Genomic DNA, 2,892 nt, shown 5'->3' on the forward strand with positions numbered 1-2,892 from the left:
CGAAATCTTTGCACGGCACGGGAAACGCCTCAAGCGCGTGACGGAACCCGGGGAACACGTCCTCAAAAGCATTGAACTCATCATGCGCGAGGTGGGCAACCTGCGCCGCATTGGCGAGCAGTTTTCTGCCCAGGACAGCGGCACCCTCTCCATTGCCACCACCCATACGCAAGCCCGTTATGTGCTCCCGCAGCCCGTCGCCAAGCTGCGTGAAGCCTTTCCCAAAGTCAATGTCAGCCTGCACCAGGGCTCTCCCGACCAGGTGGCGCGCATGGTGCTTGATGAGGTGGCCGAAATCGGCATCGCGACCGAATCATTGACGCAGTACGAAGACCTGGTGACCCTTCCCTGCTACGAATGGCAGCACATGCTGGTCATTCCTGTCGACCATCCGCTGGCGAAAAAAGACAACATCACACTCGAAGACCTGGCGCAAGAACCCCTGATCACTTACCACCCGTCTTTCACCGGCCGTACCAAGATCGACCTGGCGTTTGCCGCCAAGCGGTTGCAGCCGCGCATTGCGCTTGAGGCGATTGACTCCGACGTCATCAAGACCTATGTGCGCCTGGGGCTGGGCGTGGGCATCGTCGCGGAAATGGCCATCAAGGAAGACGGCACCAACAGCGACCTGATTGCCATCGCGGCCGGCCCGCTGTTCGGCATCAACGTCGCCCGCGTGGCCTTCAAGCGCAGCGCCTACCTGCGCAACTTTGTGTATAAATTCGCCGAACTGCTCAGCGACAAGCTGGACCGCGCCCTGATCACCAAGGCCATGGCCGGCCGTGTCAATGACTATGAGGTTTAGCTCCCCCCCGAAGCGGCCTTTGGCCGCTCCCCCCTCAAGGGGGCGCCACCTGCGGCCCGGCAGAGCCGGTTCCGCGGCGGCCGCTTGAACAAGAATTAACTCAGCTAGTCCTTGCCATGACCACTATCCTCGAACGCACCCCCACGCTCAAAACCAAGCTGCCCGCTGTCGGCACCACCATCTTCACGGTGATGTCCACCTTGGCCGCTGAAAAAGGCGCTGTCAACCTGGGCCAGGGCTTTCCTGATTTTGAGTGTGACCCGCAGCTGGTCAACGCCGTCACGGACGCAATGACCAAAGGCCTGAACCAGTACCCACCCATGACGGGCGTTCCGGCGCTGCGCGAAGCCATCTCGGCCAAGGTGGCCAAACTTTACGGCCACCGCTACGACGCCAACAGCGAGATCACCATCACTGCCGGCGCCACCCAGGCCATCATCACGGCAATCCTGGCCGTCGTTCACCCCGGCGACGAAGTCATCGTGCTGGAGCCCTGCTACGACAGCTACGTGCCCAACATCGAACTGGCCGGTGGCGTCGTAGTGCGCGTTCCCCTCACGCCAGGCACCTTCCGGCCCGACTTCGACAAGATTTCCGCAGCGATCACATCCAGGACGCGGGCGATCATCGTCAACTCGCCGCACAACCCGAGCGCCACGGTATGGACCGAGGCCGACATGCTCACGCTGCAGGACATCCTGGCGCCCACCGACGTGCTGCTGATCAGCGACGAGGTCTATGAGCACATGGTGTTCGATGCGGCCCAGGGACGCATCCATCAAAGCGCCGCCCGTTTTTCAAGCCTTGCCGCGCGTGCGTTCATTGTCAGCAGCTTCGGCAAGACTTACCACGTCACCGGCTGGAAGGTCGGCTACGTGGCCGCACCCGCTGCGCTGACCACCGAGTTCCGCAAGGTGCACCAGTTCAACGTGTTCACCGTGAATACCCCTGTGCAATACGGGCTTGCCGCGTACATGGCCGATGCGCAGCCTTACCTGGACCTGCCGGCCTTCTACCAGCGCAAGCGCGACCTCTTTCGCGAAGGCCTTGCCAAAACCCGCTTCAAACTGTTGCCCAGCGAAGGCAGCTACTTCCAGTGCGTGGACATCTCCGACGTGAGTGACCTGGACGAAGCCGGGTTTTGCAAATGGCTGACCACTGAAATCGGCGTGGCGGCGATTCCCCTGTCGGCGTTTTACGGCAACGGCTTTGACCAGCGTGTGGTGCGGTTCTGTTTTGCCAAAAAAGACGAAACATTGAACACGGCCCTGCAGCGGCTGGCCAAACTGTAAGCGCGGCAAGCCGGCGTGAAAGAACCTGTTTACGGTCTAAACGGGGCCGCGCAAGCACCTTCTCGGGATGGGATGCAAGGCGCGGTGCGATGCCCATAGCTCGGCTATGGGCTAGCGCCGCAGGCCGCCCGAGAAGGCGCTTGCCCTCCGGGTTGGGGGTGAAATCGCGCGATTGAGCCACCCAGGCCCTTGCATGGGCATGAGCCCATGCGGCGTGCCCGGGCGGCCCACTCATCGCCGATTGCACCCCAACGCGGCCTCGTTTAGACCGTAAACAGGTTCTAAGCCAAGGCTGTCAGTATTTGCCGACGGCTGGACAGGTGCTCATCCTGCTTGTTTGCGCCCCGCACCGGGAAACAATCACTTCACATAACAAGGAGTGCTTCAAATGTCCCTATCCCTCATTCTGCTGATCGTTCTTATTCTTATCCTCGTCGGTGCATTGCCTACCTGGGGCCACAGTCGGAGCTGGGGTTACGGGCCCAGCGGGGGTGTCGGCCTGGTGGTGTTGATCCTGGTCATCCTGCTGCTGATGGGACGCATCTAGTCCGCACCTTCCGTTGGTGATTCACCAGGGAAGATGGCCTTGCATAGCAAGGCCATTTTTTTGCGCTCCCATCTCACAAGCCTGTTTCAACTATTCAGTTGCTGCCACGCTTTTTAGCTGCGGCATAACAAGCCTTCGGCAGTTGTTAGCCTTCGCTGAAAGGTCTGGACTCAGCTATTGAGCTGAGTCCAAACCTTTTCTAACCGCTTAATGCTGACCGGCTGCGGTGTGCGCAGCTCCTGCGC

The 2,892-nt window shown here is 60.6% G+C and carries 3 protein-coding genes; all 3 read left to right on the forward strand.

The window, feature by feature from the left end; genetic code table 11:
* Positions 1–808: LysR substrate-binding domain-containing protein (locus tag AC1D1P_RS19650; protein ID WP_477674129.1), on the forward strand; the 808-nt coding region annotated here is incomplete at its 5' end.
* Positions 809–924: 116 nt separating this feature from the next.
* Complete coding sequence (locus tag AC1D1P_RS19655) at positions 925–2,100, forward strand: pyridoxal phosphate-dependent aminotransferase (RefSeq protein ID WP_477674130.1); 1,176 nt, start codon at positions 925–927, stop codon at positions 2,098–2,100.
* Positions 2,101–2,488: 388 nt separating this feature from the next.
* Positions 2,489–2,647, forward strand: coding sequence for a DUF3309 family protein (locus AC1D1P_RS19660; protein ID WP_457282741.1), 159 nt, complete (start codon positions 2,489–2,491; stop codon positions 2,645–2,647).
* Positions 2,648–2,892: the final 245 nt, after the last annotated feature.

Source organism: Polaromonas sp. P1_E1_2, from assembly GCF_056406035.1.